General features: G+C 51.0%; 14 protein-coding genes. 10 read left to right on the forward strand and 4 right to left on the reverse strand.

Annotated features, from left to right (window positions below; all coding sequences use genetic code 11):
- The first annotated feature begins 50 nt into the window (after nt 1-50).
- The 5 genes from hisI to tatC all read left to right on the forward strand — a co-directional run bounded on the left by hisI (nt 51) and on the right by tatC (nt 2,540).
- A complete protein-coding gene (hisI, locus tag ACXAFI_RS18515) occupies nt 51-464 on the forward strand; it encodes a phosphoribosyl-AMP cyclohydrolase (protein ID WP_475109962.1) in 414 nt (137 codons plus the stop codon).
- 8 nt (nt 465-472) lie between these two features.
- On the forward strand, nt 473-811 hold the full coding sequence (locus tag ACXAFI_RS18520) for a phosphoribosyl-ATP diphosphatase (RefSeq protein WP_475109963.1): 339 nt from the start codon (nt 473-475) through the stop codon (nt 809-811).
- Between the two features lie 111 nt (nt 812-922).
- The gene (tatA, locus tag ACXAFI_RS18525) at nt 923-1,186 is read left to right on the forward strand and encodes a twin-arginine translocase TatA/TatE family subunit (RefSeq protein WP_475110018.1); all 264 of its coding nucleotides are present in this window, start codon (nt 923-925) and stop codon (nt 1,184-1,186) included.
- A gap of 29 nt (nt 1,187-1,215) precedes the next feature.
- Nucleotides 1,216-1,788, forward strand: coding sequence for a Sec-independent protein translocase protein TatB (tatB, locus tag ACXAFI_RS18530; protein WP_475109964.1), 573 nt, complete (start codon nt 1,216-1,218; stop codon nt 1,786-1,788).
- A complete protein-coding gene (tatC, locus tag ACXAFI_RS18535; protein ID WP_444920468.1) occupies nt 1,785-2,540 on the forward strand; it encodes a twin-arginine translocase subunit TatC in 756 nt (251 codons plus the stop codon). Before tatB ends, tatC begins: the two co-directional genes overlap by 4 nt.
- A 386-nt stretch (nt 2,541-2,926) precedes the next feature.
- On the opposite strand, the gene ACXAFI_RS18540 is transcribed toward tatC, so the two are convergent.
- Together ACXAFI_RS18540 and ACXAFI_RS18545 are read right to left on the reverse strand one after the other, a co-directional pair.
- The gene (locus ACXAFI_RS18540; RefSeq protein WP_444889062.1) at nt 2,927-3,121 is read right to left on the reverse strand and encodes a DUF3149 domain-containing protein; all 195 of its coding nucleotides are present in this window, start codon (nt 3,119-3,121) and stop codon (nt 2,927-2,929) included.
- 269 nt (nt 3,122-3,390) lie between these two features.
- A complete protein-coding gene (locus ACXAFI_RS18545; protein ID WP_475109965.1) occupies nt 3,391-3,624 on the reverse strand; it encodes a hypothetical protein in 234 nt (77 codons plus the stop codon).
- Between the two features lie 77 nt (nt 3,625-3,701).
- Between ACXAFI_RS18545 and ACXAFI_RS18550 the strand changes: the two genes are divergently transcribed.
- Together ACXAFI_RS18550 and ACXAFI_RS18555 are read left to right on the forward strand one after the other, a co-directional pair.
- Nucleotides 3,702-4,838 carry an aminopeptidase gene (locus ACXAFI_RS18550; protein WP_475109966.1) on the forward strand — a complete coding sequence of 379 codons (1,137 nt, stop codon included), beginning with the start codon at nt 3,702-3,704 and terminating at the stop codon, nt 4,836-4,838.
- 336 nt (nt 4,839-5,174) lie between these two features.
- Entirely contained in the window at nt 5,175-7,181 is a 2,007-nt protein-coding gene (locus ACXAFI_RS18555) for a hypothetical protein (protein WP_475109967.1), read from the forward strand.
- 168 nt (nt 7,182-7,349) lie between these two features.
- On the opposite strand, the gene gap is transcribed toward ACXAFI_RS18555, so the two are convergent.
- Complete coding sequence (gene gap, locus ACXAFI_RS18560) at nt 7,350-8,381, reverse strand: type I glyceraldehyde-3-phosphate dehydrogenase (RefSeq protein WP_475109968.1); 1,032 nt, start codon at nt 8,379-8,381, stop codon at nt 7,350-7,352.
- 89 nt (nt 8,382-8,470) lie between these two features.
- Nucleotides 8,471-10,471 carry a transketolase gene (tkt, locus tag ACXAFI_RS18565; RefSeq protein ID WP_475109969.1) on the reverse strand — a complete coding sequence of 667 codons (2,001 nt, stop codon included), beginning with the start codon at nt 10,469-10,471 and terminating at the stop codon, nt 8,471-8,473.
- A gap of 255 nt (nt 10,472-10,726) precedes the next feature.
- On the opposite strand from tkt, the gene ACXAFI_RS18570 reads away from it, so the two are divergent.
- The 3 genes from ACXAFI_RS18570 to ahcY all read left to right on the forward strand — a co-directional run bounded on the left by ACXAFI_RS18570 (nt 10,727) and on the right by ahcY (nt 14,454).
- The gene (locus ACXAFI_RS18570) at nt 10,727-11,683 is read left to right on the forward strand and encodes a metalloregulator ArsR/SmtB family transcription factor (protein WP_475109970.1); all 957 of its coding nucleotides are present in this window, start codon (nt 10,727-10,729) and stop codon (nt 11,681-11,683) included.
- Nucleotides 11,684-11,752: 69 nt separating this feature from the next.
- Nucleotides 11,753-12,973 (forward strand): methionine adenosyltransferase, encoded by a 1,221-nt coding sequence (gene metK, locus ACXAFI_RS18575; RefSeq protein ID WP_445356468.1) that lies wholly within the window; start codon nt 11,753-11,755, stop codon nt 12,971-12,973.
- Between the two features lie 95 nt (nt 12,974-13,068).
- The gene (ahcY, locus tag ACXAFI_RS18580; protein WP_252083815.1) at nt 13,069-14,454 is read left to right on the forward strand and encodes an adenosylhomocysteinase; all 1,386 of its coding nucleotides are present in this window, start codon (nt 13,069-13,071) and stop codon (nt 14,452-14,454) included.
- Nucleotides 14,455-14,515 lie beyond the last annotated feature (61 nt).

The raw sequence follows: 14,515 nt of genomic DNA on the forward strand, positions 1-14,515 counted from the left end.
CTGGCGGCAGTATTTTGCCGGTGTCGTGCCGGCCTACACTTGGAATTCTGATGGAAGAAACATTGACTCAAGCTTTGCCGACAAGCGGCTTTATCGATCAGGTCAGTTGGAACGGTGACGGCCTGGTGCCCGCCATTGCCCAGGATTTTAAAAGCGGTCGCGTGCTGATGATGGCGTGGATGAATCGTGAGTCCCTGGCACTGACCGCTAGTGAGGGCTATGCGGTCTACTGGTCGCGTTCGCGCAAAGGCCTGTGGCGCAAAGGGGAGTCGTCCGGCTTCCTGCAAAAAGTGCGTGAGATACGCCTCGACTGCGACGGTGACACCGTATTGTTAATGGTTGAGCAAGAGGGTGGAATTGCCTGCCATACGGGCCGCAGCAGCTGTTTTTACAACCTCTTGCAGGACGGCGAATGGCGGGTTAGCCAACCGGTATTGCAAGACCCCAAAACCATCTACAAGTGAGCCCGGAAATGAGTGATCTGCTGCAACAACTCGACGCGGTACTAGAGAGCCGCAAGTGCGCAGATGATGCCGATAAATCCTATGTGGCCAGCCTGCATAGGAAGGGGCTCAACAAAATACTAGAAAAGGTGGGCGAAGAAGCCACCGAAACAATTCTCGCCGCTAAGGATGCGCAGACCAGTGGCGACAACCGGGATATGATCGCCGAAACGGCGGATCTCTGGTTTCACTCATTAGTGATGCTTTCGCACTTGGGAGCGGACTCCCAAGATGTAGTGCGTGAACTGGGCCGGCGTTTTGGCCTCTCTGGCCTCGAAGAAAAGGCATCCCGCAGTAACGAGAGATAAGAATTCAGTTGGAAGGACTGGCGTAACAGTCCTCTGATAAGTTGTGGTTTTACCCATGGCGGCCAATGGCAATGCAAAGTGGCTGCCGTAATAAATGACATGGAGACGATTATGGGATTCGGTGGAATTAGCATCTGGCAGCTGTTGATTATCTTGGTCATTGTCCTGCTGCTGTTCGGAACCAAGCGCTTGAAAAACCTCGGTGGTGACCTGGGCGGTGCACTGAAAGGCTTTCGCAAAGCGGTGAAGGATGACGATAAGGATGAGGACAAAGATAAAGATAAAGACCCTGAGCGTCTTCAACACGATGAGGAAGAGAAGCCAAAACAGGGCAGCGCCTCCAAGGAAAAAGACAAGCAGTCCCAGGACAAATAATTCGGCACTGTTAACGCGAGTAATGCCCCGTGTTTGATATTGGCTTTTTTGAACTGCTACTGGTCGCGGTAGTGGCACTGCTTGTGGTGGGCCCGGAGCGGCTGCCCGATGCCATCCGCACGACAGCGCGCTGGTGGTCTGGCCTGAAGCGCACCTTGCAGGGTGCGCGCGAGGAGCTAGAGCGGGAGGTGGGTGCGGATGATATCCGCCGAGAGCTGCACAATGAGCGCATCCTGCGGGAGATAGAAGAAAGCCGCCGGGAGATGGAGCGCACCTTCAATGAGGCCAACCGCGAGGTGAGTGAATCTCTACAGCAAGAGCAAGAGCAAGAGCAAGAGCAAGAGGATAAACCTCAACCCGGCGAATCGACTGAAACAGAGGAAAAAACTCCGGCTAAAACCCTACCGGAACCCGAGCACCCACGCGCGGAAAAAGAGGATTATTTGCCGGAGCAGGATGAGACGGTTGAGGAGCTGCAAGATCCCGAATACCCAGAGCACTGGCACGATTACGGCGATCCGGAACTGAATCCAGATCACCCGGAAAATATACCCAAAGATACAGAAAAAGAATCGCAACAGGAAAAAGACAAACAACCATGAGCGATCAATCACAAGACAGCCATCAGCCCTTTATCGATCACCTGATCGAGCTGCGGGATCGGCTCCTGCGCACTTTACTGGTTGTGGTGGTTCTCTTTGCTTGCCTCGTGCCCTTTGCCTCGGATATCTACAACTTTATTGCCAATCCACTGCAAGAGCGCTTGGTCGGCGATGCGGGGATGATTGCCACAGAGGTAACCTCCACTTTCCTTACGCCATTTAAGACCACATTTATTGTATCGTTTTTCATCGCCATTCCCTTCGTGCTCTATCAGGCCTGGGCTTTTATTGCTCCCGGTCTGTATAAAAATGAAAAGCGCGTAGCGATCCCTATTTTGGTCACCAGTGTATTTTTATTTTACGCCGGTGTGGCCTTTGCCTATTTCGTAGTGTTTCCTATTTTATTTGATTTCTTTGTTGGCTCGGCCCACGCAGATATCAAAGTTATGCCAGATATGCGCAGCTATCTGGATTTGGTATTGAAGTTGTTTTTTGCTTTCGGTTTCGCTTTCGAGATACCCATCGCTACGGTGTTACTGATTTGGAGTGGCGCAGTGGATGCCAAAACTTTGGGGAGTAAACGTCCCTATGTGATTGTGGGCTGCTTCCTGATCGGTATGCTGCTCACTCCACCGGATGTTATCTCCCAGTCTCTACTGGCCGTACCCATGTGGTTGCTGTTTGAGGTAGGTATTTTATTTGGTCGCTGGATTACTTCGCGCCGGTCTAAAGAGCAAGCCGAACAGTCTTAATTTGCAGATTTCTAAAAATTACATTTCCGCTACTACTTAAACGGCTCGAAGTAGTTTTTCAAATCAACATTTTGCTTGTGCAATAATAAAATGCCCCGACTGCTTTCGCAGCCGGGGCAGTCGCCCTGTTGTTTTACCTGCCCAAACCAAAATCCAACGCCGTGCTCTCAAACAGAGCTGGTTGTGGATAGACAGTCTGCGTTCCATGCAATAAAAAGCCGAACGATATTGGTTTTTGTGCCACTACTGGCAAGCCCCCATCGCAACAAAAACCAAACGGTCAGCTGAGGAAAGTAGCGATTAAAATCAGAAACTCCTGTTTCTTAAAATAACCGCCTGCGCCGCAAAAAACTTGCGGCAATGGTACTACCCTGAGACCCCAGGTATTAGCGAGATGCAGCCGCCGCTTTATTGACACGGGTGGCTGCAGCGCGCTCTTTCTTTTCCTGCTCCGCTACTGCTTTTTCCACATTGTTGCTAACCAGTCGATAAAAATAGTATGCCATCAGGAATATAAACCCGATTACGGCCAGACTGAGCAAGCCGGAAAAGCTGGTAAATAGATCAATTAAGGCATCCATCTTTCTCTCCAGTACGCCAATGCTTCAGTTATGCAGTGTATGGAGTTGTCCTACAAACCTCTTGACCTAAATCAACTGGGCTTGAGTTACTGGAGATGAGGAGGATCGATGGTCTCTGGCTGGGCGTATAAAGCTGATACCAAGTGCTGCTGTTCTTAGGGGGCTATTTTTCCTAGAGGGGAAGGTGTAGTACTGTGACTGTTCGGTATTTTACTTGATGGAGTTAGCTAGGCTCCAATATGCGCTTAAGAGCATAGGGAATTTTTTCATCAGCGTAGCACAAAGCTTAAAAGCAGGCAGGCAAGCGCTGCGCCCCATAGTAGGTATAACTCCTGCTCCTGGCGCCAGCGAGGGAGAAGCAGCATGAGTACCAAGGGAGGAATAAACAGAGCGAGGAATCCGGCTATAGTGCTGTCGTCAAAGCACACTTTCACTAATCGCAGCCAGGCAATGGCGGCAAAAGCCAGGGCAAATACTGTCAGAACCGCGCTAACTGGCATCATGCTATAACCCTTAGAGGCTATTGAAGGGAAAGAAAAGGCCCTGGCCAGGTCACAATAAAATGACAATAGGAAAGGAAGTGTATAGCAGATTGCCTATCAAGGGCCTGCCAAAAAAATGGCTTAATTTGCGCTTATGGCTGCTTATCATCCCACTGTATTTGACGGGCTGTGAAACCGTCGGGTATTACGCCCAAGCAGCTTCCGGCCAGTGGCGTATTTTGTCTGGGCGTCAGCCGATAGAAAAAGTCATTAATGAGCCGGGTACCAGTGAGCAATTACAACAGCAGCTACAACTGGTATTGCAGATTCGTGCCTATGCAGCTGAAGTTTTGCAACTGCCGGTAGGTGGTGCCTATAGCGCTTATGTACAGTTAGATGACACCTACCCGATTTGGAATGTCCTGGCAGCGCCGGAGTTTTCCCTTGAGCCTAAGCGCTGGTGTTATCCTATCGCCGGCTGCGCCAGCTACCGTGGTTATTTTCGCAAGTCTGCGGCAGAGGCAAAAGCGAATCAACTGCGTGGACAGGGCTATGATGTATATCTGGCCGCGGTACCCGCTTACAGCACCCTCGGTTGGTTTAACGACCCAATATTATCCAGTTTTGTTAATTGGCCTCAGGAGCGCCTAGCCGGTCTTTTATTTCATGAGCTGGCCCATAGAAGGGTTTATATCTCCGGTGATACCCAGTTCAACGAGAGCTTTGCCACCGCCGTCTCGGAAATTGCCCTACCCGGCTGGCTAAGTAGTCAGGGCCTGGTCAGTTCCGCAGCTCAGGCACGCGCAGAAACCTCGTCTGTGCGTCAATTGATGGCAGCCGCACGCAGCCAATTACAAACAGTCTATCAATCTTCACAGCCAGATAATTTAAAGCGCGAACAAAAAGCCCGGGTTTTATCCCGATTACGTCAATGCTATAGAAAGCTATCCGCAAACTGGCCCAATCCTGCGCGCTATCAAAACTATATAGAAAAAACCAACAATGCCACCCTGGCCCTGGCTGCTGAATATGAATCCCAAGTGCCAGCCTTTAAGCAGCTTTATTTGGATAGTGGTAGCTGGGAGGCTTTTTATAATGCGGCGCAGAGGTTGGGGGGGTTAGATAAAGCGGAAAGGGAAAAGTGGTTGTATCAACTTGGAGTAACGTATCGCCGTACACACTCCGACAAGAAACTGAGTATTCCTTTTGATGCAGATAGGTGTATGGGTATTTAATTTAGGAAAATTTTAAAGTTAGATTTCCAGGTTTTAGGTAATAGTTGTAATTAAATGTTATCGACCCTAGAGTTGTTGACCTTGACAAATAAATAATTTATGGGTGCATCATAAATAGGAGTGTGAAGATACCTAACTTGTAAAGCGGGTAAGGTTTAAACTAGCACTGTCTAACCACTTGAAATTTCCGAGCATGCCATCCTTGTAATATAAAATATGAATTTCCCTTCTATTTTTAATTTCAATAGTAGAAATTTATAGCTCTACCTATTTAAAAATCTTATAGTTGTCGGAAAATTTTCCGTGTAAATTTTTGTAAAGGAGAGTTGGAATAAAATGTACCGGGATAGATTTTTTAGATTAATAGGGGCCTGTTCTCTCAGCTTACTTGTGGCCTGCAGCGGAGGCAGCGGAGGCAGCGGAGGCAGCGGAGGCAGCGGAGGCAGCGGAGGCAGCGGAGGCACAACCGAAAATACTATTGGCCTTACAATTGAAGGGAAGACGGTAGATGGACCTATATCTAATGCAAAAATAGAGTTCTCTATTGGAGGCACCCAGGTTTCGACGGTTTCTGATAATGAAGGTAACTACTCAGTAAATATAGAAGTAGCTGAAACTCAATCTGAGGATATTGTTAGAGCTATTGCTACATCTCCAGATAATAGCAAAATCAAGTTTTCTAGTGTGCTGGGGTCTTTAAGCTCACTGGTAAAATACTCTGGAACAGATCGGGTTCTTGAGCAATCTGAGTTGCAATCAGTGAATATCAGTAGTTTTTCAACAGCAATTTCAGCGATAATGGAAGAGGAGTATGGTGCTGATATTGATTCTCAAGCTGATTTTCAAAATGCTTTAAGATTACTCGATGGAAACAGGGCATTTGCTGTCGCAACAGCGATTAAAATTTTCATTGATTATTCTAAAAAAGGTATATCTTTTCCATCAGAAGTGCAAGACACTTATCAGTTTGCAAAGGATTTCGAAATCTCCTCTAAGTATGTAAGCTTGATGTACAAGCAATTAGGGAGCCTATTTAGTGACGTACAAAAAGATTTGGCCCAGACACCGGGCCTTCTAAGCTACTCCACAAATAGCTTAAATGATATCGTTGATGACTATTATCTCCCTTCTCTCGGAGCCAGAATTAAATTAAATAAGGATGGAACCGGTGATTTTTATTATCTCAAAGATTCGATTGAATTGGATTGGTTGCAAACTCCTGAGGGAATTAATCTCGAGGGTCGAGCTATTATTATCGACTACCCTGGGGCAACCATTGATGGAAATTATGTCCAAGGAGAGCTAAGTAGAAAATTTACTCGATTATTCTGGGTGCTGGATTCAGAATATCAAGGTGTATTAGTGTTTGAGGTGGTTGATACACTACATTACCCTTCAGGTGAACTGCCTGATGGCATAAAAACTAAATATGTTTCAACCACAGCTATTCGTCCATCTGGGTTATTGAATCCACGTGATATATTAGAGTTGGGACGTTATTATAGTACGCCTATCCCTGAACGTATCGGTGAAATAATAAATCCTATTGGAAATCATCAACAATTTAGCGTTAGTTCATTGAATATGAGCTTTACTGGGAATTTTGATGACGGGGGAGTCGCAAATATTAAAATTCCATCTATTTCTGGTAATGGTGAAGTTCTAGAGGTAGATGTTGTCGGAGATTGGAAACTTGATGATTCTAATCATCTGATTGTAAGTTTGCCTGATAGTACTCAGTTAACATATTCATTGCTAAAATTAGATGATGGTGAGGTAGCTGATACTTTTGTGTATGAGGAATCTGCAGGAGGGATAATAACTTCTCGCAGATCTACGATTTTACTGCAGAAAGATTTAAGTTGGTCTGAAAAAAATATTCCTGGAATATACGCTCATCCTGCGGATTTGTTTGATGATTTAAATAGTTATTATTTTGAATTATTTGTAGATGGTGAAATGTCAATAGTAAGCACAGCTGATTCAAATAAAAATGGTAAGCTTGATGATGGCGAGTTCGCCGAGTGGCCTGCACTTTGGGAAATAGGCAAGGGTGGTAATTTATTTATTAGGAGATATCGATCAACCGAAGGAGGGTACTGTGTGCCAAGTTCTTGGGAACCCTCCGATAGTGAGAATTGCAAGCTTTATCAGGAAAGAGAGTGGGAGCTGTACCAGGTTTCTGAACCTAATGGATACTATTTTCGTCAACACATAAAAATGTTTGATGATTCTAATTTGGACTATGTGGGACTTGAAGGTCATCAATTAGGAAATGCAGTTTCTTATAATGCTCGGTTGAAAAAAGTATTTGAAAGACCTGTCTCTTTACCTGGAAAATAATTTTAAAAATGAAGATAAAGATTTATGAGGCGGGTTAAGGAGAGTTTTAAATATTTAATAGCGGTGCGTCAAGCGTCGCTATTTTTAGGAAGTTATTGAAGCTTTCTGAGTGTTTCATTTTATAAGTGAAAAAGTTCTTCCTGTTACCATAAAAAAATCATCTTCTGGTTAGGTGGCGCTGTTGCGCTCCAAGTAAGAGAGCCGTTTAACTAGATCCAGCATCCGATTAGCAAACCCCCATTCATTATCAAACCAAATCAATATCTTCACTAATCTGCCGCCGGCAATCCGTGTCTGGCTGGCATCAATAATTCCCGAGCGTGGGTCGTGATTAAAGTCGCAGGAGGCGAGGGGTTCTTCGGTGAAGCCAAGTACACCTTTGAACTCTGTCGCGGCTGTGGATTTTAGTAAAGCGTTGATTTCACTTTGGCTTACGTCTCTTTGTAATTGCACAGATAGATCAATAGCGGAGACATTGACCGTGGGTACGCGCATGGCCTGGGCTTCGAACTTTCCAAATAAATGCGGCAGTATGCGCTCGATGCCGCGGGCGAGTGCGGTGTCAACGGGAATAATTGAAGTAACGGCGGAGCGTGTTTTTCTTAAATCGGTGTGGTGATAGGCATCGCTTACCGGTTGATCGTTCATGGCGGAGTGGATGGTGGTGAGCACGCCCGCTTCTATGCCGAACGCTTTGTCGAGCGCTGCGATTACCGGCACGCTGCAATTGGTGGTGCAGGAGGCGGCAGAAATAATAGTTTCACTGCCGTTCAGGGTGTGATCGTTAACTCCATAAACAATGGTGGCATCCACATCGCGGCTGGCGGGCTGGGAGAATAAAACTTTCTTTGCCCCTGCGGCCAGGTGCAGTTCGGCACAGCGCCGCTCTTTAAAACTACCGGTGCATTCAAGCACGATATCGACATTCTCTTCGTGCCAATTTAGGTCTTCCAACCGCTCGAAATGTGTGACTGCTATGGAATCGCCATTAACCGTTAACGTGTCATTTTCCACTGAGACATCACCGGCGAAGCGCCCATGCACCGAATCGTACTTGGTGAGGTGGCCGATGGTAGCGCAGTCTGCCAGCTCGTTGATGGCGACAATCTGTAGGGTATCGCGGGCGCCGGATTCATACAGAGCACGCAGAACGGAGCGGCCGATACGGCCATAGCCATTAATGGCGAGTCGGGTGGTCATAGCGGTTCATGCCGGGTAGGAATTGAAGGCGTAGCCGAGACGCCCCTCGCGATATTGTGTGCAAGGGGCGCCCGGCTAAAGTGCTGAACTTAGTTCAGCACTTTCTCGACGGTTTCCACCACATTTTCCACGGTGAAACCGAAGTGGCGCATCAGCTCGCCGCCGGGGGCGGACTCACCGAAGCTGCTCATACCAATAATGGCGCCGTCAAAGCCGACGAACTTATACCAGTAATCCTGGTGACTGGCCTCTACGGCCACGCGTGCGCGCACGGCGGAGGGCAGTACCGATTCTCGGTAGGACTCGTCCTGCTCCATAAAGGCTTCGGCGCAGGGCATGGAAACCACACGCACCTTCTTGCCCACGAGCTTCTCTTGGGCGGCCATGGCCAGTTCCACCTCGGAGCCGGTGGCGATAATGATCGCTTCCGGGGTACCGTCACAGTCGGACAGTACATAACCGCCCTTCTCTACTTGGGCCAGCTGTGCGGCATTGCGCGGTTGCGGCGCCAGGCCCTGACGGCTGAACACCAGGGTGCTGGGGCCATTTTTACGTGCGATAGCCATTTTCCAGCTCACTGCGGATTCGGTGGCATCGCAAGGGCGCCAGGTGTGCAGATTGGGGGTAGAACGTAAAGCGCTCAGCTGCTCAACCGGCTGGTGGGTTGGTCCGTCTTCACCGAGGCCGATGGAGTCATGGGTGTAGACAAAAATTACGCGCTGCTTCATCAGTGCGGCCATGCGCACGGCGTTGCGGGCGTATTCCATAAACATCAGAAAAGTGGCGCCGTAGGGGACGAAACCGCCGTGTAGGGCGATGCCGTTCATCATGGCGCTCATGCCGAATTCACGCACGCCGTAGTAGACGTAGTTACCAGAGGCGTCTTCGGCGCTGACGCCCTTGGAGCCGGACCAGATGGTGAGGTTGGAGCCGGCCAGATCGGCGGAACCACCGAGGAATTCAGGCAGCAGCGGACCGTAGGCGTTCAGTGCATTCTGGCTCGCCTTGCGCGAGGCGATTTTCTGCGCATCATCCTGGCACTGTTGGATGTAGTCATCAGCTTTTGCGAGGAAGTCTGCGGGCAGTTCGCCACTCATACGGCGCTCAAATTCGGCGGCCAGCTCGGGGAACTCTTCCCGGTAGTCGGCGAAAATGTCTTTCCACTCGTCTTCCTGGGCTTCACCTTTGGGTTTGGCGTCCCAGTCGGCATAGATCTCCGCGGGGATTTCGAAGGGGGCGTGGGCCCAGCCGAGGGTTTCGCGTACCAGGGAGATTTCATCGTCACCCAGAGGTGCGCCATGGCATTCCTCGCGGCCCTGCTTGTTGGGGGAGCCGAAGCCGATCACGGTTTTACAACAAATAATGGTTGGCTTATCGCTGTTGGCGCGGGCCTCTTCGATGGCGGCTTTAATGGCGGTGGCGTCGTGGCCATCCACATTGGGGATTACGTGCCAGCCATAGGATTCAAAGCGCTTGGGCGTGTCGTCGGTAAACCAGCCTTCCACTTCTCCGTCGATGGAAATGCCGTTGTCGTCATAGAAGGCGATCAGTTTGCCCAGGCCCAGGGTGCCGGCCAGGGAGCAGGCCTCGTGGGAAACACCTTCCATCAAACAGCCGTCACCCATAAATACATAGGTGTGGTGGTCGACCAGCTCGTAACCCGGACGGTTGAACTGTGCCGCCAATACTTTTTCAGCCAATGCCATACCAACGGCATTGGTAATACCCTGGCCGAGAGGGCCGGTAGTGGTTTCTACGCCCGGCGCATAACCGTACTCCGGGTGGCCCGGGGTTTTGGAATGCATCTGGCGGAAATTTTTCAGCTCTTCGATCGGCAGGTCGTAACCGGACAGGTGCAGCAGCGAGTACAGCAGCATGGAGCCGTGGCCGTTGGAGAGCACAAAGCGGTCGCGGTCGGCCCACTCGGGGTTGGCTGGATTGTGCTTCAGGTAGTCATTCCACAGCACTTCGGCGATATCCGCCATACCCATAGGCGCACCGGGGTGGCCGCTGTTGGCTTTCTGGACGGCGTCCATAGACAGGGCGCGAATAGCATTGGCCTTGTCTGTGCGAGAGGGAGTAGAAGACATAGGAAGAACTCTCTGATTTTCGGATGGCCGCGGGGTGCTCTACAGGCGCTTCCCGCAGCGACAAAATGGGGGCGTATTTTCCCGTAAAGGTGTGTCTCACGCAAAGGCTTGCGGAGGGAAATTGCTATTAAGTGAAGCAACAATTGCCCAGGTTTATGTGCAGATGGTGGCCATAAGCACCTACATCAAAATAATTTTATGAAGCTATATCAAAGTTCTTTGATATAGAGTGGTGTGCCTGATAGACTCGTCCGCATGTCTGAAATCCAGCCCATTTCTCAATCCGGCACCGGCGCGGAAATTCCCCAACTGGCGGCGACCCTAAAAGCTGCGGGGGATCCCCTGCGCCTGGAGATTCTGCGCCTGCTTAGCCAGGACTCCTACAGCGTGCTGGAACTCTGCCGAATTTTTGATCTGCGCCAACCGGCCCTGAGTCACCACCTCAAGGTGCTTGGCCAAGCGGGGTTGGTGAGCAAGCGCCGCGAGGGTAACAACCTCTTTTACCGGCGCACAGGCAGCACACCGCTGCTCGCTCAGCTATTCGCCAACCTGGACCAGTTGCCGCTATCAGACGCGCGGGCTCAATCGGTGGCGCGTATCTCGGAGGAGCGCGCCGAAGCCTCGCGTCGCTTCTTTGCGGACTACGGCAATCGCTTTCGCGAGCAGCAGGAGTTGATCGCCAGTTACAGCGTGTATGGCCCGCAGGTGGCACAGCTGCTCAACTCTGGCCGCCATGCCCTGGAGGTGGGGCCCGGCGAGGGGGAGTTCCTACAGGAGTTATCCCTGCGTTTTGCCACAGTCACTGCGCTGGATCTGTCCTCGGCTATGTTGGAGCGCGCCCAGGCATTCGCCGATGAGCAGGGCCTGGCCAATATCGAATTTGTCTGTGGTGACACCCGTGCTGCAGCGGCACGCCCAGCCAGTGCGGACAGCATTGTGGTGAATATGGTATTGCACCACACCCCCGATCCCGCACAGATTTTCCAGGACTTACAAGGCGCGCTGAAAAGTGGTGGCCAGTTACTGGTGGCAGAGCTGCAGGAGCACGGTCAGGACTGGGCGCGGGAAGCTTGCGGGGATCTATGGCTGGGATTTGCCCCCGAACAGCTGAGCCAGTGGGCACAAACTGCCGGTTTAAGGGACGGCCGCAGTGTCTACAGTGCGCTGCGCAATGGCTTTCAGATTCAGATCAGAGAATTTGTAAAACCCTGACAACTGCAGTCGATTGTCAGGCCCAGAATTTTGCTAACCGCCCGCGGCGGAACACATGGAGACTCTCACATGAGTGAATACAAACTGTTTACCTCGGAATCCGTGTCTGAAGGGCACCCGGATAAAATCGCCGACCAGATTTCCGACGCGGTATTGGATGCTCTGTTGGCTCGTGACAAGCAGGCGCGCGTTGCCTGTGAAACTCTGGTAAAGACCGGTATCGCGGTTATTGCCGGGGAAATCTCCACCTCCGCCTGGGTTGACTTGGAGGAATTGGTGCGCAAGGTGATTACCGATATCGGCTACACCTCCTCCGATGTGGGTTACGACGGGGAAACCTGTGGTGTGATCAACGTTATCGGCAAGCAATCCCTGGATATTGCCCAGGGTGTCGATCGCGCCAAGCCGGAAGACCAGGGTGCTGGCGACCAGGGCCTGATGTTTGGCTACGCCACCAATGAAACACCGACTTTTATGCCGGCGCCTATCTATTATTCCCACCGTTTGGTGGAGCGTCAGGCCGAGGCGCGTAAGTCCGGCCTGCTGCCCTGGTTGCGCCCGGATGCCAAGAGCCAGCTTACTTTCCGCTACGACGACCAGGGCCGTCCCTGCGCTATCGATGCGGTGGTGCTCTCCACCCAGCACAATCCCGATGTGAGCCAAGCCGACCTGCGCGATGCGGTGATGGAGTTGATCGTACACCACACCCTGCCGACAGAGTGGCTACACAAGGACACCAAATTCCATATTAACCCCACCGGTAATTTTGTGATTGGCGGCCCCGTCGGTGACTGTGGCCTGACCGGGCGCAAAATTATTGTGGATACCTACGGCGGTTCCGCGCGCCATGGCGGCGGTGCCTTCTCCGGTAAGGACCCGTCCAAAGTGGACCGCTCTGCGGCCTATGCCGGTCGCTATGTGGCCAAGAATATTGTCGCCGCAGGCCTGGCCAAGCGCTGTGAAATTCAGGTGTCCTATGCCATCGGCGTTGCCGAGCCTACCTCGGTTGCCATCAATACCTTTGGCACTGGCGTGGTTCCCGAAGAGAAACTGGTGGAGCTGGTGCGCGAGAATTTCGATCTGCGCCCCTATGCCATTTCAAAATCCCTCGATCTGCTGCACCCCATGTATCAGCTGACTGCAGCCTACGGCCACTTTGGTCGCGATCCCTTTACCCACACCTATAACTGGGTGGATGGCAACGGCCAAGCGCGCAGTGAAACTTTCACCGCCTTCCCCTGGGAGAAGACTGACAAAGTCGATGCGCTGCGTGCGCAGGCGGGTCTGTAATCTACTGGATAAACGCGGCTCCATATCGTGAGTCACTATCAGGAGGCGCTGCGGCGCCTCAGTGAGTGAAAAGAACATTACTGGAACTCAAAAGAATGAATCAAATGAGCACTGAATTTAAAGATTTTAAGATCGCGGATATTTCACTGGCCGAGTGGGGCCGTCGTGAAATCGAAATTGCCGAAGGTGAAATGCCGGCGCTGATGACCCTGCGGGAGAAATACCGCGCGGAGCAGCCTCTCGCCGGTGCGCGTATTATGGGCTGTATCCATATGACCATTCAGACCGCAGTACTGATTGAAACCCTGGTTGCCCTGGGTGCTGAAGTACGTTGGTCTTCCTGTAATATTTTCTCCACTCAGGACCACGCTGCCGCCGCTATCGCCGCACGCGGAATTCCTGTGTTTGCCTGGAAGGGTGAAACGGAGGAAGAGTACGAGTGGTGTTTAGAGCGTACCGTGGGTGCCGATGTTGCCGGCTGGCAGCCGAATATGATTCTCGACGACGGTGGTGACCTCACCGAACTGCTGCACCGTAAATACCCCGCCGTCCTGAACAATTGCCACGGTATTAGTGAAGAAACCACCACCGGCGTACATCGCCTGCAGGACATGTTGCGTGAAGGCACCCTTAGAGTTCCGGCGATCAACGTCAACGACGCCGTAACCAAGAGCAAAAATGACAACAAATACGGTTGTCGTCACAGCCTGAACGATGCAATCAAGCGCGCCACTGATCACCTGCTGGCGGGTAAGAAAGCGCTGGTTATCGGTTACGGTGATGTGGGTAAAGGCTCCGCCGCTTCGCTGCGCCAGGAAGGTATGATCGTAAAGGTTTCTGAAGTGGATCCCATCTGTGCCATGCAGGCCTGTATGGATGGTTTCGAGCTGGTTTCTCCCTACATTAATGGTATTAACACCGGCACCGCCGAAGGCATTAATAAAGAGCTGCTGGCCAATACTGACCTGATTGTCACCACCACCGGCAATGCCAATGTCTGTGATAAGCATATGCTGGCGGCACTGAAGAGCGGCGCTGTAGTTTCCAATATTGGCCACTTCGATAATGAAATCGATACCGCCTTTATGCGTGAGAACTGGGAATGGCAAGAAGTGAAGCCCCAGGTGCATAAAATAGTGCGCAATAGCGAAACCAATGATCACCTGCTGTTGTTGTCCGAAGGCCGTTTGGTAAACCTGGGCAACGCCACTGGTCACCCCAGCCGTATTATGGATGGGTCATTTGCCAACCAGGTTCTCGCGCAAATTCACCTGTTTGAAGAGAAGTTTGCCGACCTGGCCTCCGATCAAAAAGTGTCTGCACTCTACGTCAAGGTACTGCCCAAGCACCTCGACGAGGAAGTCGCGCGCTATATGGTGGAAGGTTTTGATGGAGTAATTACCCGTATGACCGAGGAGCAGGCCAAATACATTGGTGTTTCTGTCGACGGTCCATATAAGCCCGAAAGCTATAAATATTAATACCCTCATAAAAGATGCCGGCTGTGCCGGCATCTGAATTTCGGAGGGCCTGGAAAATATA

It is taken from the genome of Microbulbifer sp. ABH2_005 (assembly GCF_056160005.1).